At 40.3% G+C, this 22,417-nt stretch carries 17 protein-coding genes, 2 tRNA genes and 5 pseudogenes; 16 read left to right on the top strand and 8 right to left on the bottom strand.

Features of this window, described 5'->3' with window-relative positions:
• Positions 1-340: 340 nt before the first annotated feature.
• The 6 genes and pseudogenes from D2C72_03795 to D2C72_03770 form a co-directional block, all read right to left on the bottom strand.
• Positions 341-2,371, bottom strand: a complete 2,031-nt coding sequence (locus D2C72_03795; protein ID QEF43488.1) for an ATP-dependent helicase — start codon at positions 2,369-2,371, stop codon at positions 341-343.
• Positions 2,372-2,379: 8 nt separating this feature from the next.
• Positions 2,380-3,513 carry a class I SAM-dependent methyltransferase gene (locus D2C72_03790; protein ID QEF44183.1) on the bottom strand — a complete coding sequence of 378 codons (1,134 nt, stop codon included), beginning with the start codon at positions 3,511-3,513 and terminating at the stop codon, positions 2,380-2,382.
• Positions 3,506-4,128: pseudogene (locus D2C72_03785) on the bottom strand (restriction endonuclease). Before D2C72_03785 ends, D2C72_03790 begins: the two are co-directional and overlap by 8 nt.
• A 51-nt stretch (positions 4,129-4,179) precedes the next feature.
• On the bottom strand, positions 4,180-5,997 hold the full coding sequence (locus tag D2C72_03780; protein QEF43487.1) for a flagellar hook protein FlgE: 1,818 nt from the start codon (positions 5,995-5,997) through the stop codon (positions 4,180-4,182).
• Positions 5,994-7,007: a flagellar hook assembly protein FlgD gene (gene flgD / locus D2C72_03775; protein ID QEF43486.1), complete on the bottom strand. Its 1,014-nt coding sequence runs from the start codon at positions 7,005-7,007 to the stop codon at positions 5,994-5,996. Before flgD ends, D2C72_03780 begins: the two co-directional genes overlap by 4 nt.
• Before the next feature lie 51 nt (positions 7,008-7,058).
• On the bottom strand, positions 7,059-8,615 hold the full coding sequence (locus tag D2C72_03770; GenBank protein ID QEF43485.1) for a flagellar hook-length control protein FliK: 1,557 nt from the start codon (positions 8,613-8,615) through the stop codon (positions 7,059-7,061).
• Between the two features lie 138 nt (positions 8,616-8,753).
• On the opposite strand from D2C72_03770, the pseudogene D2C72_03765 reads away from it, so the two are divergent.
• The 8 genes and pseudogenes from D2C72_03765 (at position 8,754) to hypD (ending at position 14,301) form a co-directional block, all read left to right on the top strand.
• A pseudogene (locus D2C72_03765) lies at positions 8,754-9,763 on the top strand (phosphate acetyltransferase).
• On the top strand, positions 9,732-10,298 hold the full coding sequence (locus D2C72_03760) for a phosphate acetyltransferase (GenBank protein QEF43484.1): 567 nt from the start codon (positions 9,732-9,734) through the stop codon (positions 10,296-10,298). The pseudogene D2C72_03765 and the gene D2C72_03760 overlap by 32 nt, the downstream one beginning before the upstream one ends.
• A gap of 64 nt (positions 10,299-10,362) precedes the next feature.
• Positions 10,363-11,572 (top strand): annotated as a pseudogene (locus D2C72_03755) (acetate kinase).
• 97 nt (positions 11,573-11,669) lie between these two features.
• The gene (locus tag D2C72_03750; GenBank protein ID QEF43483.1) at positions 11,670-11,969 is read left to right on the top strand and encodes a cupin domain-containing protein; all 300 of its coding nucleotides are present in this window, start codon (positions 11,670-11,672) and stop codon (positions 11,967-11,969) included.
• 10 nt (positions 11,970-11,979) lie between these two features.
• On the top strand, positions 11,980-12,108 hold the full coding sequence (locus tag D2C72_03745; GenBank protein ID QEF43482.1) for a hypothetical protein: 129 nt from the start codon (positions 11,980-11,982) through the stop codon (positions 12,106-12,108).
• A gap of 110 nt (positions 12,109-12,218) precedes the next feature.
• Positions 12,219-12,947, top strand: a complete 729-nt coding sequence (locus tag D2C72_03740; GenBank protein QEF43481.1) for a hydrogenase/urease nickel incorporation protein HypB — start codon at positions 12,219-12,221, stop codon at positions 12,945-12,947.
• A complete protein-coding gene (hypC, locus tag D2C72_03735; protein QEF43480.1) occupies positions 12,947-13,183 on the top strand; it encodes a HypC/HybG/HupF family hydrogenase formation chaperone in 237 nt (78 codons plus the stop codon). Before D2C72_03740 ends, hypC begins: the two co-directional genes overlap by 1 nt.
• Before the next feature lie 5 nt (positions 13,184-13,188).
• Positions 13,189-14,301, top strand: a complete 1,113-nt coding sequence (gene hypD / locus D2C72_03730) for a hydrogenase formation protein HypD (protein QEF43479.1) — start codon at positions 13,189-13,191, stop codon at positions 14,299-14,301.
• Here the strand turns inward: hypD and D2C72_03725 are convergent.
• A pseudogene (locus tag D2C72_03725) lies at positions 14,252-14,904 on the bottom strand (hypothetical protein). The gene hypD and the pseudogene D2C72_03725 overlap by 50 nt on opposite strands.
• Here D2C72_03725 and D2C72_03720 point away from each other — a divergent pair.
• The 5 genes from D2C72_03720 (at position 14,860) to D2C72_03700 (ending at position 18,981) form a co-directional block, all read left to right on the top strand.
• Positions 14,860-14,934: transfer RNA gene (locus D2C72_03720), tRNA-Gln, on the top strand. The pseudogene D2C72_03725 and the gene D2C72_03720 overlap by 45 nt on opposite strands.
• Positions 14,935-14,954: 20 nt before the next feature.
• Positions 14,955-15,031 (top strand) — tRNA-Met (locus D2C72_03715).
• 183 nt (positions 15,032-15,214) lie between these two features.
• Positions 15,215-17,452 (top strand): outer membrane protein, encoded by a 2,238-nt coding sequence (locus D2C72_03710; protein ID QEF43478.1) that lies wholly within the window; start codon positions 15,215-15,217, stop codon positions 17,450-17,452.
• Between the two features lie 811 nt (positions 17,453-18,263).
• A complete protein-coding gene (locus D2C72_03705) occupies positions 18,264-18,656 on the top strand; it encodes a hypothetical protein (GenBank protein QEF43477.1) in 393 nt (130 codons plus the stop codon).
• Positions 18,637-18,981, top strand: a complete 345-nt coding sequence (locus D2C72_03700; GenBank protein QEF43476.1) for a virulence associated protein VapD — start codon at positions 18,637-18,639, stop codon at positions 18,979-18,981. Before D2C72_03705 ends, D2C72_03700 begins: the two co-directional genes overlap by 20 nt.
• A 137-nt stretch (positions 18,982-19,118) precedes the next feature.
• Here D2C72_03700 and D2C72_03695 read toward each other — a convergent pair.
• Positions 19,119-19,642 (bottom strand): annotated as a pseudogene (locus D2C72_03695) (acyl-CoA thioesterase).
• 139 nt (positions 19,643-19,781) lie between these two features.
• Here D2C72_03695 and D2C72_03690 point away from each other — a divergent pair.
• The 3 genes from D2C72_03690 to D2C72_03680 are packed head-to-tail and all read left to right on the top strand — an operon-like array spanning position 19,782 to position 22,369.
• The gene (locus D2C72_03690) at positions 19,782-20,630 is read left to right on the top strand and encodes an SDR family oxidoreductase (protein ID QEF43475.1); all 849 of its coding nucleotides are present in this window, start codon (positions 19,782-19,784) and stop codon (positions 20,628-20,630) included.
• Positions 20,623-21,618 carry an iron ABC transporter permease gene (locus D2C72_03685; GenBank protein ID QEF43474.1) on the top strand — a complete coding sequence of 332 codons (996 nt, stop codon included), beginning with the start codon at positions 20,623-20,625 and terminating at the stop codon, positions 21,616-21,618. Before D2C72_03690 ends, D2C72_03685 begins: the two co-directional genes overlap by 8 nt.
• Positions 21,602-22,369: an iron chelating transport ATP-binding protein gene (locus D2C72_03680; GenBank protein QEF43473.1), complete on the top strand. Its 768-nt coding sequence runs from the start codon at positions 21,602-21,604 to the stop codon at positions 22,367-22,369. The genes D2C72_03685 and D2C72_03680 overlap by 17 nt, the downstream gene beginning before the upstream one ends.
• Positions 22,370-22,417 lie beyond the last annotated feature (48 nt).

The following is a 22,417-nucleotide window of genomic DNA, read 5'->3' as shown; positions in this document are numbered from 1 at the left end:
GCGTTTTTTGTATTTTTCTTACATCTCATAAAAATCCCATTATAATACTATAATACTCCAATGATATGACATGGCAGTAATTCTAGTGTTAAGCGAATTTGGAGCAATTAGTTGTTTCTGATCTAATGGGTTGGGAGATTGTAGTGGGTGGCACTCCGTTAGGAGGCACTACCATGAAATTCGTTTTTGGAAAATTATTTTTATAGCGATAGTTTTAGTGGTTATCTTGACACTGCCACTTTATTAAAAACAGGCTCTTAAGAGTTCCTAGCTCTTAGGGGCTTAACTATCGCTATGATCATATCATTTTCTGCTTAAACAAACAATACAAAAACCAATTTTATTTTGAATCAAGCTTCAAAAGCCCCGCTTCATACAAAAACACCGAAGGCTTATGCTCTTTGGGTTTGGCGTTTTCCCTCAATTCGTTTTTCGCATAAGAAAGCCATAAATTTTCTTTAGCCCTAGTGATAGCGACATAAAAAAGCCGCCGCTCTTCTTCAATGCCCCCACCGGTATTCATGAGCTTGTGGTTAGGGAAACGGCCCTCCATTAAATCTATAATATAAACGTCTTTAAACTCTAAGCCTTTAGAAGCATGCACGCTCAATAGATTCACGCCACAGCCTTGCGTGGCTTCACTAGAGCCTATTAAAGTGCCGTTTAAAAAACGCCCTAAATTTTGGTAATTTTTCGCCAAAGAACTCAGCAAGTCCATTTTTTCATTGAAGCGTTTTTGCGCTTGGAGTTTTTTAAACTCGTTGTAAGAGCCGTCCTTATTTTTGGATCGCTCTTTTAAAAGGCGTGTTTTAAAGGTTTGAAAAAACGCGCTTTCTATAATGTGCTTGATTAAAGCGCTAGGGGAATGGGTAGGGGCTTTGGTATAAAGAGTGAAAAAATCGCTGAGCATTTTAGCCCCATTGAGCGAGATTTTAGGGTGCATCAACACCGGGTGCGAATAAAACGCCTTATCTATCACGCTGTTAAACCTTGAGCTGTTTTCTAAAGCAAAAATTTCTTCAAAAAGCCCCATAGAGGTGATTTCTTTTTTCTTGGTGTAAATTTTGGCTTCTTGATTAGGCTGAATTAAGGCTGATTTGAGATCGCCATTGCCTAAAAGCATTAAGGCTTCATGAATGTCTTTAGCGGTGTTAGAGCCAATATCGCTGATATAGCTTAAAATGTGAATCGCTGCCATAATGTCTTTAGGGTTAAAGATGAGCGCGCAAATATCTAACGCTAACGCCACTTCTTTGGATTCAAAAAAACTCGCGCTCCCTTTTCTTTTGCTTGGCACGTTGTGGGATCTTAAGGCGGCTTCTAATTGATCCGCGCTGGCGTTATTCCTAAAAATCACTGCCACTTCTTTAAAATTTTTTCGCATCACAATGCGTTTAGCGATGTCTTGGCATTGCACAATATTGTCGTTGTAATTTAAAAGCGTGGGTTTATTGAATTTCCCTGATTTCACCACTTCTAAATTTTTAGGGTAAATGCGCTCGTTATGCTGTATCACTTGATTGGCGAGATCTAAAATCTCTTTAGAAGAGCGGTAGTTTTTGGTGAGCGTGAAAACTCGGGCGTTTTTGTATTTTTGAGTGAAATTAGAAATGATAGAAATATCCGCCCCGTTAAAAGCGTAAATGCTCTGATCGTAATCGCCCACGCAAAACAAACTAGGAGGGTTGATAGCGTCTAAAATGGATTCTTGTAAGGGGTTAGTGTCTTGAAATTCATCACAAAGCACTTCTTTATAAGGGCTAGGTCTTTCTAGCATCGCTTTTTTAAAGAGCAGCAGTAAGTCGTTATAGTCAATATAATCATGCTTTTTTTTAGTGTTTTCAAACTCTTCTAAAATGTTTTCATAAAAGGCGGCGTATGGCGTGTGTTCAGGGTTTTTACTAGAAAGCCATGCGCTAAAATCTTCTTGTTTTAGAGCGTTAGTGTAAAGCGAATAGAGGGCGTATAAATGCTGCGAAGTGTAGGGCTTTTTATCGTCATCTGTTAGCGCGTTTTTAGTGTCCACAATGCTTTCTAAAAGTTTTCTCAATTCCTTAGGTTGCTTCAGGCTTAAATTAGGGTAATGCTCTTTTAAATAGCGATACGCCACCGCATGGAAAGTGCCCGCTTCAATTTTGGAGCTTAATTTAAAATATTTAGCCACCCTGGCGATCATTTCATTACTCGCTTTATTGGTGAAAGTCAAAAGCAAGATTTCTTCAGGCTTGATGCCGTTATCAAGCAAGTATAAAATGCGCCCCACAATCGTAGAAGTCTTCCCTGTGCCAGCGCTCGCAATCACTAAATTATACCCTTTCAAAGCCTTGGCCGCTTTTAGTTGCTCAGGGTTTAATTGTAAGGTTTCTAACAAGTTTTATCCTAGTTTAAAAAGTCTTTAGGCAAAAGAGCGTTTTCTAAAGAGCGTTGCGAAAACAAAAAACGCCCATCGCACACAAAGCCCAATTCTTGCCAGTTGATAGCGTTGAGTTTATCGCAGAGGTTTTGTAAATCTAAGTTTTGGTTATAAGGGAATAGCGCTAAAATAGAGCCGTCATAATTTGGGCATTGGTGGATAAAAAAGGGGTTTTTTTGGCACGTTTTAGTATTGACATAAATGCGTTTTTTAGGGGATATGTGATGCATTCTCCCCCACTCAAACCAATTATCTTCATTGAATTTTTTAATCTTTCTTTGCATCAAGCTATCTTTATGCTGGAGTAAATAATCATTAGGTTTATTGACAAAAACCATTTTTTCTAAAACATTGGTTCTTTTCGTGATTGAGGTGACAAATTCTAAATTCCCGTATTTTTCATTTTTAAAAATCTTATCGCACCCGCTCACTGCCCCCACTTTAACCTTAAAAATCTCGCTTAATTTTTGCGTGTAAGATTGGTTGAGGAAATACAAAATGCCTTTTTTGCACACAAATTGCAAACCATCGTTGGTGATTCTACTGAAATCACCCTTACAAAAACGAAAAATCACGCAATTGGGCATGGCGTTTGGGAAAATCTTTTGATCGCCTAATTCAAAAAAATGCGTTATCGTGCCTTCTTTGTGAATCCATTCGTTTAATTTCACGCTAGAAGTGGATTTTAAAAAATCCCTTGGGGTGATGAAAATCAATTCGCCTTTAGGCTTTAAATGCTTGATCGCTTTTTCTATGAAGAACAAGTAGAGATTACTCCTTTCATCAAAAAGGCTGTAATGGAGTTTTTCTTTCGTGCTTGGCGCAATATCCTTGTGCTTGACATAGGGCGGGTTACCGATAATGGTGTCAAATTGATTTTCTAAAGGGTAGTCAAAAAAGTCCATGCAAAGGGCATTTTTAGGGCAGATTTTAGGATCGATTTCAATCCCTACAGCCTTTTTTAAGCGCTTTAAAAAACTCCCATCGCCCGCACTCGGTTCTAAAACACTCCCATGATTGTGCTTTAGAGTGAGCATGAAATCCACTATATTTTTAGGGGTGAAAACCTGCCCTAAAGTTTTAATATCTAAATTATTCAAAAAATTCTCCAAAAACTTCTTTGAATGTTAAATAAATATTAGCTCGTAACTTAACGCTTTTGGCTAAAGCGCTTAAGATGAAGTTTTTACTTTCAATAAAGTTTCTTTGAACGATTTCTCTGTTGTTGTCCCACTTGCATTGGAAGGGCAAGTTATTGCCATTTGGCTGAAGAGTTTGAATGCCTTTTAAGGAATTGATAAAAATATCTTTAGGATCGTTTTTGTTGATAATCAAAAAATAATAATCCCTATCGGTGTTTGTGCCTAAGTCTTTGTGAAGTTTTTGGAAGTATTTTACCATGCGATTTCGTTATTAAATTCCGGTAATAAGCCGCATAATGCATAGTAAATCCCTAATTTGCAATTAAGATTGTCAGCGGTTTTTGTGGTGGTGGTTTTAATATTAACAGGATAAAAAATATCGTTTTCTTCAAAACTAAAATCCCACCACTCTCTAGCTTTTGGCAGTTGGATAGGAAAATAATCCTTAATAGTATTTAAAATTTCTTCTTCATTGACCGATGAATTCAATCGCCCATCCTGTAAGGGTTGCGACAAATGATAAGGGTTTGTTTTTAAAAATTCTGCAATTTCATTAAGCTGTGTGGGTATCATTAAATATCCTTATTAAAAAGGATATTTTACCATACTCCTTATTTCAGCCTTTTATTTTTTCAAGCTAATGGCTTCTTTAATCATGTCATCGCCCGCGCCAAAGGCCCTAGCGTTCATGGAATAGCCTCTTTGCATTAAAATGAGATTGGTTAGGGCGTTCCCGGCATTCACGTTGCTCGTTTCTAAATATTTATGCCTGATTTTCCCAAACTTGAGCTTGCCCTCTTCGTCCCACCCTAAAATGGGGTTACCGCTTAGGGGTCTGTTTTCGCCATTAATGGTGCCTTCTTGCATTTCATAGAGATTACCGCCGATTTTCCTTAAGCCTTGATCGTTAGTGAAAGCTAAAATACCGATGCGAGCGACCGGCTCTACCACCCCGTTACTAAAGGCTAGAGAAATCACGCCATTTTCTTCAATGCGCATGTCTCTAAAAATGCCCCTAGGCTTGCCGTCTTGACTCGCTTCTAAGAGTTTAGAGTCTTGATAAGACAAATCGCTAGAATCATGGTTTTCGCTTTTATCTAAAGAATAGGTGAGCTTATTGCCTTTAAAATCCAAAGTCATGGGAGCGGATTTCATTTTATGCGTGGCTGAATCAAAGCCGACAATTTCCCAAGTGGGATCATTGATAGGGGTTTTGTTTTTGGGATCTACGATGTAGCTTTTCACTTCCCAAGTTTGGTTTTTCCTTTTACTCGTGGGGCTTGATGTGGGATCGTTGGAATTGGTCATGTAATATTCGCTTTGGAGCAAGTATTTATCCCCGGCTTTATCATAAATATCCACTTCTGTGCTGTAATAAGGGATTTTGATCGCTACTGAATCCCTGCTAATGCCCTTTTTCAGTTCCATTCCGTCCGCTTTCAAGCCCAATTTATCCGCAATGCCCCCGCTCAAGCTAAAGGTGATAGGCGTTTGGCTAGGATTAGCGATCTCTAATAAAAGGGGGGGGCTTTTGGCGTCTTTTTCGCTTTTGATGAGGTTTAAGTCTAGCCCGGTTTTTTCTTTAAGGAGTTTTTGCAAATCGCCTAAAGTTTTGAATTGGTTTTCGCCTTTTTCAGCGTCCCCATAAGTGAAAACAAAATCCTCTTTTTTGCCATCTTCTTTTTGGATACTCACATTCAATTTGCGATTCGTGATCGCGTCTATTGGCTCGTTATCGTTATTCGCTAAAGCGTTAATGTCCTGGTTTAAAAAACGCTCTTTAATGATTTCGCCCTTATCGTTTAAGAAAAAATCTTGCACGCCTTTTAAATGATCTTTAGGGTTTAGATTCACGCTGATATTCACTTTCGTGCTAAGCACGGGCTGGTAAGTCAAATCCTGGGGGATTTGTAAGGGCGAAAGGGTGTTGCCATGCAATTTTTCAATGTCTTCATCTCTAGCGGTGGAATTGAGCGTGCCGTCTTTGATCTTTTTCAAATCAATACCATAGACATAATAGCCCTCAGGGGTTACTAAATAGCCATCGGCGTCTCGTGCGAAATTGCCGGCACGCGTGAGAAAATTATCCTGTTTTTTGCTAAAGCCGTCTTTATTAATGGTCATTTCCCCATTTTTATTGGGCCCTATCACAAACCAGCCCTTCCCTTGATACGCCATGTGGAATTCCCCCTCACTTGGCATGTATTCGCCGTCCTTATTAGAAAGGACATTGCCTGAGCCTGTAACGCCGTAATTTCGGTCGTTAGCCACAACGGATTTGGCGTTCAAAGCGTCTAAATGCGAAGAAAACAAGGTCTTAAACTCCGGATCATTGGAGCGATAGCCTAAAGTATTGACATTGGCGATATTATTGGAAAGGCTGTCAATACCAAACTGGTGGGTCTTGATCCCGCTATAAGCGTTTAATAAGGTGTCGTTCATGCTGTCTCTTTAGGGGGAGTTTGGGGTTTTTGATCAGAGAGTTTTTGAGGCTTCTGATCCGAGAATTTTTGATCAAGCGGTTCTTGCGGTTTTTGTTCAGAGAGTTTTTGATCCGAGAGTTTTTGATCAAGCGGTTTTTGCTCAGAGATTTTCTGTTCAAGGGCTTTTTGATCAGAGAGTTTTTGATCAATCGGTTTCTGATCCGGTTTGTAAAACTCTATTGCGCTGTCTATGGGTAAAATCATTTCGCCCATTCTCAGCATGGGCTTGCCTTTATCAAAAATCACGCTCTCCACTTCGCCCCTACCAATGCGCGTTTGTAAATACTGCTTGCTTTGAGAGTCTAAATTGTATTCAGCCTTGATTTTGTAATTGCCTTTAGGGACTTTTTCGCCCTTTTCGTTTGTGCCGTCCCATTCAAAATTGATATACCCTTTTTGCCCATTATAATCTTTTAAGGAAATCGTTTTGACTAATTCATTATTTTCATTTAAGATTTGAATCGCTGGCACTCCTTTAGAAGCGTCAATTTTTTCATCAAAAAAGAGCGAAAAAGAAAGCTTGTTGTTGCCGTCAAAATTCGCCCCGCTCACATCGGTTTCAGCGATTTTGCCTATCATGCTCACAGAATTGAGTGCTGTTACTTCCCTTAAAGCGTTATTAGCCTTTAAGCTATCGTCCATGCCCTTGTTCAGGTTTTCCATGGTGTCTTTTAAAGTGCCTTGAAAGTCTTTTAAAGATTCGTTAGTTTCTTTATTGGATTTCATCGCGCTAGCGACTTCTTGCATGGTTTTTTTGTTTTCTTCTTGCATTTCCACTTGCGTGAGTTGCGCGGTTTGGGTGATGATTTTATCCGTTTCCATAGGAGCGGTGGGGTCTTGATTTTTCAATTGCTCTAAAAAGAGTTTCATGAAAGCGTTTTTATCCAACCCGTTAGCGATGGTGGGCTGTTCTTTTTTCCTTTCTTGCGCGGCTTTAGCTCCTGTAACTTCTGCTAAATCAATGGCCATGATCTCTTCCTTATTAAAGATGTCTTAATTATAGAGCAAACTCGCTTAAAATCACGCATAAAGAGTGATTTGCATGCTCGTTTCTTGGTTTTCATGGTCTGTGTTCTCTTGGTAGCTTTTTAGGGCGTTTTCTTTTAAGGGGGTTAATTCCTGTTCTTTAAATGGCTCTTTTGGTTGATCTTTGGGGGCTTGTTGCTCTTTAGAAAAATCTTGCGAAAAGCTCAAATCCACCCCTTCAAAGCCTAAAGCGTTCAAGCTGTTTTTAAGATCTTGTTGGTTGTCCAAAAAGGTTTGCAAGCTGTTATTGTGAGAAATCACGCTCACTTTAAGGTTTTTACCCACTTTTTGAATGGTTACTTCAACCTTGCCCAATTCCTTAGGGAATAAATCCATAGAGATCTTGCTCATGGGGGGTTTGTATTCTTGGATTTCTTGTTTTAATTGTTGGGTGAAATGCTTGATCGTTTCTTTAGGGGCGATGCTTTTATTGTCGCTTGTCTTATCGCTAGCTTGGGTGTTTTGCGCGCTTTGAGCGCTGCTACTAGTTTCTTTAGCTTTTTCTTTATTGTCGCTTATTTCTTTAGTTTTTTCTTCTTTTTCTAATGGCGTTGGAATATTATCGTTAGGGGGGTTAGCTCCTATTAAAGGCATTAAAGGGGGCGTTTTAAGAGGGATTTTAAGGGCATTTTCTGGCGTTGTGGCTTGGGCTGTGGTCTGGGTTTTAGCGTGAATGGGGGTTTTTTCTGGCTTTTTTTTAGAAAGCGTTTTATCCCTCTTAATGGCGTTCATTTCTAAAGCTTCCTTTAAAGGGGGCATTTTTTTTTCATTATGGGGGTTTGCGTGTTCTTTATTTGGCGGTTCTTTTTTTTCTAAAGATTGCAAAACGCTAGAAAGGTTAGCGGTGTTTTTAGAGTCGTTCTTTGCAAGGGTGTGGTTAGTGGGCGTTTGCGTTGTTTTCAAAGCGAGCTGATCGCTCGCATTTAAGGGGTTTTTATTTTCTAGGGTCGTGGCCGCTTGAATGTTGCTGGCGTTTAGGTCATGTTTTTGGCTGAGCGTTTGGATGTCTTTAAGGGTTTTTGGATCTTTGGCGCTATGGGTAGGGGTGGTGGGGGTTTTATTAGTGTTGTTAGCGTGGTTAGGGGTTATAGGGTTTTTATTAGGCAAGTTTGTTTGATGAGCGTTAGAAGCAACTTCGTTAGGCTTTTTTTCATTCTTGTTTAAAGTTTCGTTAGGGGTTTTGGGGTTAGTTTCATTAGCTTCATGGGTTTCATGTTGGGCCTCATGTGGGGCTGTTGGGTGGGTTTTTGGGTGGTTGAGCCAATCTTTTAGGGTAGGGGCTTGTTGGTTTTTGGCGAGATTTTGAGCGTGTTGGTGGGGTAGGGTAGGGGTTTTTTCAAGCGCTTTAGCGTCTTTAGGCGTGGTTTTTAAAGTGCTAGAGCTTGATAATTCTTTAGGGGCGGTTTTGTCTTTAGAGATCTTTTGGTTTAAGATCTTGCTGAAATCCTTTGATGCGCTTTTAGGGGCGTTTTTGGCGTCTTTAACTTCGTTTTTCGCCCCGCCATTTAAAGCGTTTGTGTTGGTGTGAATGGGATTAACAGGAGATGGCATGACTATCCTTTAAAACAACTCTTTTATTTTACATGGTAGGAGTCAAGCAAAAAGAGTTCCTTAAGATGAATGATCAAATCTAAAAAATGCTAAAAGCCTTTTTACAAAACTATGGTTTCGTTTAGGTTTAATTAAATTTTGCTACAATTGAATAAAAACGATGATTTTAGGGAGATTGGCATGCAAAGTTTATGGATTTACCCAGAGGATACCGAAGTTTTAGGGGTTGCTTGTAAGAGTCTTTTAAAAGCGCTAAAACCGCGCTATCAAAAAATCGCCTTATTTTCGCCCATTAGTGGGGAGTGCGAGGGCTTGGGGGGGTGCGAGGGTCTAAGCTCTTTAGAGATCCATAGCGCCATAGACAAACAAAAGGCTTTAGAGCTTGTGAGCACCGCTCAAGAAGAGTTACTATTTGAAACGATTCTCAAACGCTATGATGAATTACAATCCACGCATGATTTTGTCATTAATTTGGGGTATGCGCCGAAGTTTTTCTTAAACGCTCTGTTAGATTTAAACACCATTTTAGCCAAGCATTTAAACGCTCCTATGGTGGCTGTCGCGCAAACGAGTTTGGAATATTTGAAAGCCATGCATTCTCATATTCTCAAAAAAGAAGCCCCTTTCGCTTTAGGGCTATTTGCGGGTGAGATGCTTGAAAAACCACATTTTTTAAGCGCGTCTCTTTGCAAGCAACAATGCACATTAGAAGCGAGCGTGATGGAAAGCGTGTTGCAAACAAAAAGCGAGATTATTACCCCTTTAGCCTTTCAAATGGGTTTGGAAAAAAGGCTAAAAGGCAGATTAAAAAAGTCGTTTTACCCGAGAGCGAAGATGAAAGGATTTTAAAAGCCGTGCATCGTTTGAACGCTATGGGTGCGGTAGGATTGATCTTATTAGGCGATAAAGAGGCCATTAATTCCCAAGCGAAAAACTTAAACTTGAATTTAGAAAATATAGAAATCATTGATCCCAACACTTCGCATTATAGGGAAGAATTCGCTAATCATTTGTATGAATTGCGAAAATCAAAGGGCTTGAATCAGCAAGAAGCTGAGCGATTAGCGTTGGATAAAACTTATTTTGCGACCATGCTCGTGCATTTAGGATACGCGCATGCCATGGTTTCTGGGGTCAATCACAGCTGAGACCATTAGACCCGCTTTACAAATCATTAAGACTAAGCCCGGCGTGAGCCTGGTTTCAAGCGTGTTTTTAATGTGTTTGGACACTCAAGTGTTCGTTTTTGGGGATTGCACGATTATCCCTAACCCTAGCCCTAAAGAATTAGCCGAGATTGCTACCACTTCCGCGCAGAGCGCCAAGCAATTCAATATCGTGCCTAAAGTGGCCTTGCTTTCTTATGCGACAGGAAATTCCGCTCAAGGCGAAATGATAGACAAAATCAAAGAAGCCCTAACAATCGCACAAAAATTAGATCCCCAATTAGAAATTGATGGTCCTTTGCAATTTGACGCTTCCATAGATAAAGGCGTAGCCAAGAAAAAAAGGCCTAACAGCCAAGTGGCCGGGCAAGCTAGCGTTTTTATTTTCCCGGATTTAAACGCTGGGAATATCGCTTATAAAGCGGTGCAACGAAGCGCTAAAGCCGTGGCGATAGGGCCTATCTTACAAGGCTTGAACAAGCCCATTAACGATTTGAGTAGGGGCGCTTTAGTGTAAGATATTATCAACACCGCTTTGATTAGCGCCATTCAAGCGCAAGATTAATTGATTAGGAGAAATGATGGAAATTTTAGTGTTGAATCTGGGCAGTTCGTCTATTAAGTTTAAGTTGTTTGACATGAAAGAAAACAAGCCCTTAGCGAGCGGTTTAGCCGAAAAAATCGGCGAAGAAATAGGGCAGTTGAAAATCAAATCGCATTTGCACCATAACGATCAAGAATTAAAAGAAAAGCTTGTGATTAAAGATCATGCGAGCGGGCTTTTAATGATTCGTGAGAATTTAACGAAAATGGGGATCATCAAAGATTTCAATCAAATTGACGCTATAGGGCATCGTGTGGTTCAAGGGGGGATAAATTCCATGCCCCGGTTTTAGTGGATGAAAAAGTCATGCGAGAAATTGGCAATCTTTCTATTTTAGCCCCCTTGCACAACCCGGCGAATTTGGCCGGTATTGAATTTGTCCAAAAAGCGCACCCCCATATCCCTCAAATCGCTGTTTTTGACACCGCATTCCATGCCACTATGCCCAGTTACGCTTACATGTATGCGTTGCCTTATGAATTGTATGAAAAGTATCAAATCCGCCGTTATGGTTTCCATGGGACTTCACACCATTATGTGGCTAAAGAAGCGGCGAAATTTTTGAATATCGCTTATGAGGAATTTAACGCTATCAGTTTGCATTTAGGGAACGGCTCAAGTGCAGCAGCCATTCAAAAGGGTAAAAGCGTGGACACTTCTATGGGGCTAACCCCACTAGAGGGCTTGATTATGGGTACAAGGTGTGGGGATATTGACCCCACTGTGGTGGAATACATCGCACAATGCGCAAATAAGAGCTTAGAAGAAGTGATGAAGATTTTAAATTATGAAAGCGGTTTGAAAGGCATTTGTGGGGATAATGAGAAACATAGAAGTCAGGAAAGAAAAAGGCGATAAAGAAGCCAAGCTCGCTTTTGAAATGTGCGCTTATCGCATTAAAAAGTATATTGGGGCTTACATGGTAGTCTTAAGTAGTCTTAAAAAAAGTAGATGCGATCCTCTTTACATGGGGATTAGGGGAAAATTATTCGGCTTTAAGAGAGAGCGTGTGTGAAGGCTTAGAAAATTTAGGGATCGCTTTACACAAGCCCACGAACGACAATCCGGGCAGTGGGTTGGTGAATTTAAGCCAGCCTGATACTAAAGTCCAAATTTTACGAATCCCTACTGATGAAGAGCTAGAAATCGCTTTACAAACCAAAAAGGTTTTGGAAAAAACAGAATAAAGAATTGTTTAAGAAATCTATAAGAAATTTTTGGGTAAAAAATTAGCTTTCTTAAATTAAGTTCTAAATTAAGAAAATATCACACTAGGAGTTTTTGATGAAAATGGTTCATTTTTTAGAGGGCGTTCATTTTGAAAAGCTCCACATTGAAGCGTTGAGTGAAAATTCTTCCAATAAGGAAATGCGCATTTGCATGCCCAAAGGAGCGATCATAGACAAACACAAGGCCCCGGGAGCTATCAGCGTGCAGGTTTTAGAGGGTAAAATCGTTTTTGAAGTGGGAGATAAAAAAATAGAAATGCCAAAGGGAGCGTTAATCAGCCTGGAAGCCCAAGTTTCGCATCGTTTGGACGCTTTAGAAAATAGCGTTATCAGATTGTCTTTGAGTAAAAAATAAGGAAAATCAAATGATGAAAGCCGTTTTTATCAATGTTTGGTATTTGCTTTTAACCATCATTTTATTAATCATCATATGGAGGATCATTAAATTAGTGTTAAAAGATAAAAACGACAGCGACGATAAGGGGTTAGGGTAAAGCATGTTTTTGATCTAAAAAGATGAGCCAAGAAGATAAAAGAAGTCGTTAAATCATAGCCGTTTAATTAAGCGCGCTACGATACGAAAATTTTAAAAGAAAGGAAAAACATGAGCGAACAACGAAAAGAATCTTTACAAAATAACCCTAATTTGAGTAAAAAAGATGTCAAAATCGTGGAAAAGATTTTGAGCAAGAACGACATTAAAGCCGCTGAAATGAAAGAACGCTATTTAAAAGAAGGGCTGTATGTGTTGAATTTCATGAGTTCTCCCGGTAGCGGTAAAACCACGATGCTAGAAAATCTAGCGGATTTTAAAGACTTCAAGTTTTGCGTGGTAGAGGGCGATTTGCAAACCAACAGAGATGCGGACAGATTGCGTAAAAAAGGCGTGAGCGCGCATCAGATCACCACCGGTGAAGCGTGCCATTTGGAAGCGAGCATGATTGAGGGGGCGTTTGATTTATTAAAAGATGAGGGAGCGTTAGAAAAAAGCGATTTTTTAATCATTGAAAACGTGGGGAATCTGGTTTGCCCTTCAAGCTATAATCTAGGGGCGGCGATGAATATCGTTTTACTCTCCGTTCCAGAGGGCGATGATAAGGTGCTAAAATATCCTACGATGTTTATGTGCGCGGATGCGGTCATTATCAGTAAAGCGGACATGATTGAAGTGTTTAATTTCAGGGTTTCTCAAGTCAAAGAAGACATGCAAAAATTAAAGCCTGAAGCGCCTATTTTTTTAATGAGCTCTAAAGACCCTAAAAGTTTGGAAGATTTTAAAAATTTCCTTTTAGAAAAAAAGCGTGAAAATTACCAATCCACGCATTCGTTTTAATGTGTTTAGCGATCCCCTCTAAAGTCATAGCCATTAACGATAATGTGGCGCTTTTGGAGACTTTGGGCGTTCAAAGAGAGGCGAGCTTGGATTTAATGGGCGAGTCCGTTAAAGTGGGCGATTATGTGTTGCTCCACATCGGCTATGTGATGAGTAAGATTGATGAAAAAGAAGCCCTAGAATCCATTGAGCTTTATCAAGAAATGATCGCCAAAATGAACGAAACGCATGAATAATAACAATGAGCGTTGATCACCTCATTTCGCCCTTTAGGGACAAGCAAACCCTTTTAGTGCTCTCTAATGCAATCAAAAAACTCGCTTCCAAACTCACAAAAAAATTAGTCATCATGGAAGTGTGCGGAGGGCATACGCATTCTCTCATGAAATACGGGCTTTTAGATTTGATGCCTAACAATTTAGAGTTTGTGCATGGGCCAGGGTGTCCGGTATGCGTGATGCCAAGAGTGCGCCTTGATGAAGCTTATGAACTCGCTATGATTAAAGATAGCATCATCTTAAGTTTAGGGGATATGATGAAAGTCCCAGGGAGCTATGGGAGCTTGATACAAGCCAGAGAAAAGGGGCTAGATGCGCGCTTTTTGTATTCGCCCATGCAAGCTTTAGAGATCGCTAAAGAAAACCCGCATAAAAAAGTCATTTATATTGCGATCGGTTTTGAAACCACAACGCCCATGACAGCGAGCGTTTTACTGAACGCCAAAAAAGAAAAATTAAAAAATCTTTTTTTCCACATCAACCACATTTTAGTGCCTCCAAGCGTGAGCGCGATTTTAAAAGATCCAGCATGCCAGATCAACGCTCTTTTAGCCCCTAGCCATGTGAGCGTGATGAACGGCGCTCAAATCTACGCCCCTTTAGTGGATCGCTTTAAACTCCCCATTATCGTGAGCGGTTTTGAGCCGGTGGATATATTAGAAAGCGTGCTGATGCTTCTTAAACAAGCCTTAAACAAAGAAGCCAAGCTAGAAATCCAATACAAACGAGCGGTGAGCTATGAAGGGAATACAAAAGCGCAAGAGTTAGTCAATGCATGCATGGAAGTTAGGGAAAATTTTGAATGGAGAGGCTTAGGGAATATCAAACATTCCGCTCTCAAACTCAAAGAAGCATTCGCCTCTTATGACGCTGAAAAAGTCTTTAAAGAACACTTAAGCCACAAAACCTCTAAAGAAAACAAGGCATGCAAGTGCGGGGAGATTTTAAAAGGCATCGCTAAACCCCTAGACTGCCCGCTATTTGCCAAAACTTGCACCCCACAAAACCCAATCGGCAGTTGCATGGTCAGCTCTGAGGGGGCGTGCGCGGCGTATTATCGTTACAAGCGCGTTTGAGCTTTAAAAATTGCTTTTTAGTGAAATCGCTCAAACCTTCGCAATTGACATCCACGCTAACCGGTTTTTTAGGGGGTTTTTCTTTTTTTGCAACCGGTTTTTCATAAGCCCTTTTTTTCACGCTCGCTTGGATTATTTTAAAATCAAAAGGGTAATTCAAGGCTTTTAGGGTTTTTTGCGTTTCTTTGAAACGGGTTTTTAGGTTGTTGGTGTAATGGTCTTTTTCTGTTTCAAAAGCTTTCAAGAAACTCGGGTGCGTGAAATAGATTTTTAGGATTTGGTGTTCAATTTTGGCGTATCTAAACCCATGCTTTAAATCCCCTAAAATTCCAGCGACATAACGATTGATCACCTCTCTTCGCTTGAGCTGGAGCTTTAAATTTTTAAACGCAGACATTTGGCCGATTCTTTTAAACAGCAAAAAGGTTTCTTTCTTTTTCAGATAGCGTTTATAAATCAAGGGGTTAAATCCATTTTCCATGATGGGATTATAGCGTTTTAGCTTGACTTTTTTAAAAAGCTTTTGTATAATGCTTTCTTTATTTTGTTATATGTTGTTGGGGTGTCGCCAAGCGGTAAGGCACCAGGTTTTGGTCCTGGCATTCCGAGGTTCGAATCCTTGCACCCCAGCCATTTTTCCTTTATTAGCGTGTCGCGGAGTAGAGCAGTCCGGTAGCTCGTTGGGCTCATAACCCAAAGGTCAGTGGTTCAAATCCATTCTCCGCAACCAATCTTTCAGATCGCACCACCAAACCACACCACCAAATGAAACAAAAAGCGTCAAAAGCAAAAAAATGACACAATTTTTTCAAAACTACAAAAAAAAAAAAAAAACGCTTTTATGCTATAATGCTCCAAATACATTTTATTGAATGTATGAAATCTACTAAATCCAATCTAAAAAGGAGAAAACATGAAAAAACACATCCTTTCATTAACTTTAGGCTCGCTTTTAGTTTCCACTTTGAGCGCTGAAGACGACGGCTTTTACACAAGCGTTGGCTATCAGATCGGTGAGGCCGCTCAAATGGTGAAAAACACCAAAGGCATTCAAGATCTTTCAGATCGTTATGAAAGTTTGAACAACCTTTTGACCCGATACAGCAACCTAAACACCCTGATCAAATTGTCCGCTGATCCGAGCGCGATCAATGGGGTGCGTAACGATTTGGGCGCGAGCGCGAAGAATTTGATCGGCGATAAAGCCAACTCCCCAGCGTATCAAGCCGTGCTTTTAGCGATCAACGCGGCGGTGGGGTTTTGGAATGTCGTGGGCTATGTGACGCAATGCGGAGGTAACGCTCATGGCGCAAAAAGCACCTCTTCCACGACCATCTTCAACAACGAGCCAGGGTATCGATCCACTTCCATCACTTGCTCTTTGAACAGGTATATGCCTGGATACTACGGCCCTATGAGTATTAAGAATTTTAAAAAGCTTAACGAAGCCTATCAGATCCTCCAAACGGCGTTAAAGAAAGGCTTACCCGCGCTCAAAGAAAACAACGGAACGGTCAAAGTAAAGTATACTTACACATGCTCAGGGGAAGGGAATAACAACTGCGATCCGTCATTATTTGGAATAAATGACAACAAACGAAACGGCGGAACAGCAACTAAAACCCAAACCATAGACGGCAAACAAGTGAACACCACGATCAGTTCAAAAGTCGTTGATTTTAAAGCACCAGGTAATACATTAGGTGTCTCCTACACCGAAATCACTAACGAATTGAGCGGAGTGCCTGATAGCGCTCAAGCGCTCTTAGCGCAAGCGAGCACGCTCATCAACACCATCAACGAAGCATGCCCGTATTTCCACGCGCCTGCTAACCGACCTAATGGCCCAAAATGGGAGTGGTCCTCTAACAAATTATGCGGCGCTTTTTCACAAGAAATCAGCGCGATCCAAAAGATGATCACGGACGCGCAAGATCTGGTCAACCAAACGAGCGTCATTACTAGCAATGAGCAATCCGATCAAGTGGGTGGTAATAACGGCAAGCCTTTCAACCCTTTCACAGACGCTAGCTTCGCTCAAGGCATGCTCGCTAACGCGCAAGCCCAAGCCAAGATGCTCAATCTAGCCGAACAAGTGGGGCAAGCCATCAACCCTGAGAGGCTTAGCGGGACTTTTAAAAATTTTGTTACAGGCTTTTTAGCCACATGCAACAACCCCTCAACAGCTGGCACTGGTGGCACACAAGGTTCACCTTCTGGCACGGTTACCACTCAAACTTTCGCTTCCGGTTGCGCCTATGTGGAACAAACCCTAACGAATTTAACCAACAGCATCGCTCATTTTGGCACTCAAGAACAGCAAATACAGCAAGCAGAAAACATCGCTGACACTCTAGTGCATTTCAAATCCCGATACAATGAATTGGGCAACACTTATAACAGCATCACCACCGCGCTCTCCAAAGTCCCTAACGCTCAATCTTTGCAAAATGTGGTGAGCAAAAAGAATAACCCCTATAGCCCGCAAGGCATAGAAACCAATTACTACCTCAATCAAAGTGCTTATAACCAAGTCCAAACCATCAACCAAGAACTAGGGCGAAACCCCTTTAGGAAATTGGGCATCGTTAGCTCTCAAACCAACAACGGCGCGATGAATGGGATCGGTATTCAAGTAGGCTACAAACAATTCTTTGGCCAAAAAAGAAGATGGGGCGCTAGGTATTACGGCTTTTTTGATTACAACCATGCGTTCATCAAATCCAGCTTCTTCAACTCGGCTTCTGACGTGTGGACTTATGGTTTTGGAGCGGACGCTCTCTATAACTTCATCAACGATAAAGCCACCAATTTCTTAGGCAAAAACAACAAGCTTTCTGTGGGGCTTTTTGGAGGCATTGCGTTAGCGGGCACTTCATGGCTTAATTCTGAATACGTGAATTTAGCCACCGTGAATAACGTCTATAACGCTAAATTGAACGTGGCGAATTTCCAATTCTTATTCAACATGGGAGTGAGGATGAATTTAGCTAGATCTAAGAAAAAAGGCAGCGATCATGTGGCCCAACACGGCATTGAACTAGGGCTTAAAATCCCTACCATCAACACGAACTATTATTCCTTTATGGGGGCTGAACTCAAATACCGCAGGCTTTATAGCGTGTATTTGAATTACGTGTTCGCTTACTAGAAGCTAAAAACCCTTTGTGAAACTCCCTTTTTTTGGGGGTTTCATTTTTGAACCCTCTTTTTTTTTTGAACCCTTTGTTTTAGGGGGGCTTCTTTTTAAGGGATTTCTTTTTTTGAACCCTTTGTTTTGAACTCTCTTTGTTTTTTGGGGGGTTTTTTTTTGATTTTTTGAACTCCTTTTGTTTTAAATTCCTTTGTTTTGAAGCTCCCTTTTTAGGGGAGAACCCTTTGTTTTAAACTCTTTGTTTTGAAGCTCCCTTTTTAGGGGAGAACCCTTTGTTTTAAACTCTTTGTTTTAGGAGGGCTTCTTTTTTTAAGGGGTTTCTTTTTTGAACTCTTTGTTTTGAATCCTCTTTTTTTGGGGGTTTGATGAAAAATCATTTTTAGCGTTTTTGATGATTAGTTAGTATGAAACTTGACGCTAATTCAAGCGACAATCTCTTAAAAAGTGCTTCTTTAGGGTGGTTTAAATTAAAAGGGGGAGAATAGTTTCAAATGCTTCCTATCTCTTTAAGAGAATAAAACGAAACTTTAATAAAATGAGTTTTATAATAAAATCAAATCTAAAACGATTATTTTTCACTCACAGAACTTTTATTCTTTTAAACTTTTTTAAAATTTTTTACTAAAAGATCTTTTAATCTTTTCACTGATTTTTCAATCCGCTTTTCAATCTTTAAGTTTTTGATCTTTAATTTTTTCATTAACTTCCCAATCCGCTTTTCAATCTTTAAGTTTTGATTTCTAGCTTTTTAATACCGCTCTATCGCTTGCGCTATAATGAGCTGATATTTTTAAAAAAGGAATAAAGCATGCCAAACACTACCGCAGAAAAAGACTACACCCAATACAGCGAAAAACAGCTTTTTAATTTAATCCATCAATTAGAGCGAAAAATCAAAAAGATGCAAAATGATAGAGTTTCTTTTAAAGAAAAAATGGCTAAAGAATTGGAAAAAAGGGATCAAAACTTTAAGGATAAAATAGACGCATTAAATGAACTCTTGCAAAAAATCAGCCAAGCTTTTGATGATAAAAGAGATTGTTGTTTGGGGCGCAAGATCCCAAACCTTGAAACGCAACAAGCCATGAGAGAAGCGTTAAATGGGGTTAATCTCACTCAAATTGATAGTTTAGATGATCTTACAAACGAGTTAAAAAGAGAAAATAATAAAGGTTTTGAAAATGTATGCTCTAGCGTTTGATTTAAAGATTGAGATTTTAAAAAAAGAATACGGAGAACCCTACAATAAAGCCTATGATGATTTAAGGCAAGAATTAGAGCTATTAGGGTTTGAAAACACTCAAGGGAGCGTTTATGTTAATTATTCTAAAGAAAACACTCTAGCGCAAGTCTATAAAGCGATCAATAAACTCTCTCAAATTGAGTGGTTTAAAAAGTCTGTTAGGGGTATTAGAGCGTTTAAGGTAGAGGACTTTAGCGATTTCACTGAGATTGTGAAATCCTGGCGTTTAGCCGAATTTTTAAAATTCTTGGCACTTATGGAGTGGAAAGCAACGCTTTTTTAGTAAGACTAGGCAGTCATAACGAGCTGTTTTAACCCACCCACACAACTTATAACGCTCAAACCAACCGCTCAAACCAACTACCCCCCTTTTTAGGGATAAAATTTAGGGTTAAAACACCGCTCACGCTTTTTTATTTTTTAAATATTCTCGTGTTTCCCGCTTTTTAAATACCCTCTTGTGCGCATTTCTTTACGCTTCAAAGCCCCTTCATAGCGACGGATTTCAACCTCTGTTTTAGGCTCGTATTTGGGCATGGGGGTGGGTTTGCCATTTTCCACAGCCACCATCGTGAAATAGCATGAATTGGTGTGCGTGATTTCACGAGTTTTAATATCTTCGCTCAAAACCTTAATCCCCACTTCGCACGAGGTGTTGCCCACATAATTGATGCTGGCTAAAAAAGTGAGCAAATTCCCTACAGGAATGGGGTATTTGAAAGTAACCCCATCCACGCTTAAAGTGACCGTTCCTTTAGCGCAATAACGAGTTGAGCACACGTAAGCCACTTTATCCAATAAATTCAATAATTCCCCCCATGCATGACGTTGTTGAAATTAGCGGTTGTAGGCACGACTAAATAGCTCATCAATAATTTAGTGCGATCCGCTGTGTCTATAGTGAAATCAAAATGGCTAGAATGCGATGATTGTATTTGAGGCATTGCTTCTCCTTAATTAAAATTGGTGTTAAAAATGTCTTTTGTAAAAAACATTCCAAGAACTATATATTAGTAAAAATTAAGTAATATTGAGTGAATATTAGAGGAATTAGAAAAATAATAAGAGGGTTAGCGTTAGATAATGGGCGTTGGAGAGAAAAAAGAAAGCCAAAAGGTGGCGGTTATCACTGGGGCGAGTTCTGGGATTGGGTTGGAGTGCGCGTTAATGCTGTTAGATCAAGGGTATAAAGTCTATGCACTCTCTAGGCATGCGACTTTGTGCGTGGCCTTAAACCATGCGTTGTGCGAGTGCGTTGATATTGATGTGAGCGATTCTAACGCTTTAAAAGAAGTGTTTTCAAACATCAGCGCTAAAGAAAATCATTGCGACGTTTTGATCAATTCCGCCGGTTATGGGGTGTTTGGGAGCGTAGAAGACACGCCCATTGAAGAGGTTAAAAAGCAATTTAGCGTGAATTTTTTCGCCCTTTGTGAAGTGGTGCAGTTTTGTTTGCCCTTATTAAAAAACAAGCCCCATTCTAAGATTTTTAACCTTTCTTCCATAGCGGGGCGTGTGAGCATGCTCTTTTTAGGCCATTACAGCGCGAGTAAGCATGCCCTAGAAGCTTATAGCGATGCCTTGCGTTTAGAGCTTAAACCCTTTAACGTTCAAGTGTGTTTGATTGAGCCAGGCCCGGTGAAAAGCAACTGGGAAAGAACCGCTTTTGAAAATGATGAGCGAAAAGATAGCCTTTATGCATTAGAGGTGAATGCGGCTAAAAGCTTTTATTCTGGCGTGTATCAAAAAGCCCTAAGCCCTAAAGCCGTGGCGCAAAAAATCGTTTTTCTTAGCATGAGTCAAAAAATCAAGGCCCGCTATTTGATCGGCTTAAAAACCCAATTATTGTTAGCGTTGTATAGAATCCTCCCGAGTAGCTGGTATGATTCTTTGTTCAGATTAATCGTTCTTAAAAGGAAGCGTGATGCTTAAAACCTATCATATTGCCTTAGCTTGCGTGATTTTAGCGGTGGTGGTGCTTTTGTTTGGAGGGGAGTCCTTGAGCTTTGAAGAATGGCAAGAAGTGTGCCTTAATGTGAAAAACCACTTTTTGCATAATGAAGAACTGAGCTCTTTAAGTATTATTATTTTAGAAATACGACTACCACGAGTGATTTTAGCGCTCTTAGTGGGGGCGAGTTTGTCCGGGAGTGGGGTGGTGATGCAAACGATCTTTAGAAACCCCTTAGTGGATCCTTTTTTACTAGGGATTTCTAGCGGGGCGATGCTAGGCGTGGCGATGGCGATATCAATTTTTGAATCCAACATTGCGATTTTAGCGTTTTTTGGGGCGATTTTAGCCAGCCTTGCTGTTTTGGCGATGAATAGGGTTTTGGGTAATTCCGTCCTTTCGTTGGTGCTTTCAGGGGTGGTGTTGAGCGCGTTTTTAAGCGCTTTAGCTGGAGCGATCAAATTCTTTGTGATCCCCCAAAAAGCGCAAGCGATTGTCGTGTGGCTTTTAGGGAGCTTGTCTTTGAGCAGTTATAAGGATTGCCTGATCGCTTTCATAGGGCTATCCTTAGGCTTTATCCCGCTTTTTTTGTTAAGGTGGCGCATTAATTTATTGAGCTTGAGCGATGCGCAAAGTTTGAGTTTGGGGATTAACCCGGTGTTATTGCGATCGCTTTGTTTGGTGTGCGTGAGCGTTGCGAGCGCTTTAGCGGTGAGCGTGTCCGGCACGATTGGCTGGATTGGGTTAGTCATTCCGCATGTGGCTAGGTTGTTTTTTGGGGCGAATTTACAAAAACTGCTTTTAAGCTCTTTGTTAATGGGGGCGTTTTTCTTGCTTTTAGCGGATGTGGTGGCTAAAACCATTACCCCCTATGATTTACCGGTGGGCATTGCGACAAGCGTTTTAGGAGCGCCTTTCTTCTTGTGTCTTTTGTTTAGAACTAGGGGGTGTGATGGTTTTAGAAGTTAAAAACCTATCCTTTAAATATTCTCAAAAACTCATTTTAGACAAGTTGAGTTTTAGCGTGCCAAAAAACAGCATCACCAGCATTTTAGCGCCTAATGGCTCGGGTAAAACCACGCTTTTAAAATGCCTTTTAGGGCTTTTGAAGCCTTTAGAAGAAACCGAAATTAAAGCGTGCAACAAAGATATTTTACCCTTAAAGCCTTATGAAAAAGCCAAACTAATCGCTTATATCCCCCAAGTGGAATATTATGCGTTTAATTTCAGCGTGTTGGATTTTGTTTTAATGGGGAAGGCGACGCATTTGAATCTATTCGCTATGCCTAAAGCTAAGCACATTAAAGAAGCCACGAGCGTTTTAGAGCGTTTGGATTTAGAGTCCTTAAAAGATCAAGGCATCAATGATTTGTCCGGCGGTCAAAGGCAAATGGTGCTTTTAGCCAGAAGTTTGTTGCAAAGAACGCCCTTATTATTACTAGATGAGCCTACGAGCGCGTTAGATTTAAAAAACCAAGCCCTTTTTTTTGATGCGATTAAAGATGAGATGAAGAAGCGAGAATTGAGCGTTTTAGTCAATATCCATGATCCCAATTTGGTTGCCAGGCACTCCACGCATGTGGTCATGCTCAAAGATAAAAAACTTTTTTTGCAAGCTTCCACGCCAATCGCTATGACTTCGCACAATTTAAGCGCACTCTATGACACGCCCCTAGAAGCGATCTGGCATGATAATAAGCTTGTCGTGTATGCGTTGTAGGGGTTTTGTAAGATTTCTTAAGCCCCATGCCAAAAGCATGGGTTTTAG

This window comes from Helicobacter pylori (assembly GCA_008032955.1).
Classification (GTDB): Bacteria; Campylobacterota; Campylobacteria; order Campylobacterales; family Helicobacteraceae; genus Helicobacter; species Helicobacter pylori_DC.
This window is presented reverse-complemented; position numbering and strand designations above follow the sequence as displayed.

Excerpts from the sequence above, each read along its gene's own strand:
- D2C72_03740 (QEF43481.1), top strand. The coding sequence starts at position 12,219 with ATGAGCGAACAACGAAAAGAATCTTTACAAAATAACCCTAATTTGAGT.
- D2C72_03680 (QEF43473.1), top strand. The coding sequence starts at position 21,602 with ATGGTTTTAGAAGTTAAAAACCTATCCTTTAAATATTCTCAAAAACTC.
- D2C72_03780 (QEF43487.1), bottom strand. The coding sequence starts at position 5,997 with ATGAACGACACCTTATTAAACGCTTATAGCGGGATCAAGACCCACCAG.
- D2C72_03710 (QEF43478.1), top strand. The coding sequence starts at position 15,215 with ATGAAAAAACACATCCTTTCATTAACTTTAGGCTCGCTTTTAGTTTCC.
- D2C72_03690 (QEF43475.1), top strand. The coding sequence starts at position 19,782 with ATGGGCGTTGGAGAGAAAAAAGAAAGCCAAAAGGTGGCGGTTATCACT.
- flgD (QEF43486.1), bottom strand. The coding sequence starts at position 7,007 with ATGGCCATTGATTTAGCAGAAGTTACAGGAGCTAAAGCCGCGCAAGAA.
- hypC (QEF43480.1), top strand. The coding sequence starts at position 12,947 with ATGTGTTTAGCGATCCCCTCTAAAGTCATAGCCATTAACGATAATGTG.
- D2C72_03750 (QEF43483.1), top strand. The coding sequence starts at position 11,670 with ATGAAAATGGTTCATTTTTTAGAGGGCGTTCATTTTGAAAAGCTCCAC.
- D2C72_03705 (QEF43477.1), top strand. The coding sequence starts at position 18,264 with ATGCCAAACACTACCGCAGAAAAAGACTACACCCAATACAGCGAAAAA.
- D2C72_03745 (QEF43482.1), top strand. The coding sequence starts at position 11,980 with ATGATGAAAGCCGTTTTTATCAATGTTTGGTATTTGCTTTTAACCATC.
- D2C72_03685 (QEF43474.1), top strand. The coding sequence starts at position 20,623 with ATGCTTAAAACCTATCATATTGCCTTAGCTTGCGTGATTTTAGCGGTG.
- D2C72_03700 (QEF43476.1), top strand. The coding sequence starts at position 18,637 with ATGTATGCTCTAGCGTTTGATTTAAAGATTGAGATTTTAAAAAAAGAA.
- hypD (QEF43479.1), top strand. The coding sequence starts at position 13,189 with ATGAGCGTTGATCACCTCATTTCGCCCTTTAGGGACAAGCAAACCCTT.
- D2C72_03770 (QEF43485.1), bottom strand. The coding sequence starts at position 8,615 with ATGCCATCTCCTGTTAATCCCATTCACACCAACACAAACGCTTTAAAT.
- D2C72_03760 (QEF43484.1), top strand. The coding sequence starts at position 9,732 with ATGCCATGGTTTCTGGGGTCAATCACAGCTGAGACCATTAGACCCGCT.